Below are 1,235 nucleotides of genomic sequence, written 5' to 3' on the forward strand. Positions count from 1 at the left end.
ACGTATTCCAAGATCAAATCCTAACAAAATATCGATTATTTTAAGCTGCATATTGATCAAGAACTACATATGGAGTTCCTCGTTTAACTACTGCAAAAGCTCTTGATATTAATTTATTTCTAACATTATTTACTGCAATCATGGTTTCTTTCCCTTCTGCTATTTTTCGTTTGTAGTACAAGCGCAATTCACTATCATGCTGTATTGCTGATATACTGGCCATACTTAATAAACTCTTCATTTTTCGGTCTCCTAAATAATGACATTGCTTTCTTCGATGAATACTTGTTCCTGAGCGATATTCATAAGGGGCCGTACCACAATAACTTGAAAATGACCGCCAATTATCAAAACGTGTAAAATTACCCGTATGATAAATAAGTTGACAAGCCAACACCAAACCAATGCCTTTTAAACTACATAATAATTTATAATTTTTACTCATGGATTCATCCTGAGATATAAGCTCTAGAATCCGTGTCTCTATACTAGCTACTTGCTTACTTAAATAGTCTATACTGCGTTTTAAACTGATACAACCTAAATCTGTGGTTGGACTAGATAAAAGTGCTTTCATTTCTTTTAGAGTTCCTTTAAGCCCTGCATTATTTCTAACAATCTGATCACGTAAAGCTAGTAACCTACCTAATTCTAATTGTAAATTACTCTTTACTGTGCTTGGCTCTAATTCCTCTCTATATAACCAGCCATAACGAGCAATTAATTCTGCATCTAATCGGTCTGTTTTCTCCTTAACAATACCAGAAGAACGCTTAATCTTTAATGGACTTTCTTCCACATAAACTATCTTTTGACTAGTTAAATAAAGAGCTAATTTTAATGAGTAATATCCCGTATTCTCAAAACAATAAAAAACAGAACCGCCTTTTGCATGCTTTTTAGCCCAATTTATTAGGCTTTTATAACCTGCCAATTCATTTGAAAACACTTTGTAGCATTGAGATTGATAACAATAAGCATCAATACTCTTTTTAGAAACATCTATCCCTACAACTTCATCATAATTTTCCATATTTTTACATTTAGAGTTAATAAAATGTTGCCTTAACTACTTCCTTTAACGGAAGATAATACTTCTAGTATTCCAAATGGTTCTTAGCAACTATATAGAAAGAGAGGACTCGTACGTGTCATGGATCTGCAATTCTAAAACACGTTGTAGTTCTCCTCTTTTTCTATTTAAATATAATTAATACAAACTAAAGAAACACGTT

The 1,235-nt window shown here is 32.2% G+C and carries 1 protein-coding gene; it reads right to left on the reverse strand.

What is annotated here, in order from left to right; genetic code table 11:
* Nucleotides 1–40: 40 nt before the first annotated feature.
* A complete protein-coding gene (locus AST99_RS12870) occupies nucleotides 41–1,033 on the reverse strand; it encodes an IS110 family RNA-guided transposase (protein ID WP_057782252.1) in 993 nt (330 codons plus the stop codon).
* Between the last annotated feature and the right edge of the window lie 202 nt (nucleotides 1,034–1,235).

This window comes from Formosa algae (assembly GCF_001439665.1).
GTDB lineage: Bacteria > Bacteroidota > Bacteroidia > Flavobacteriales > Flavobacteriaceae > Formosa > Formosa algae.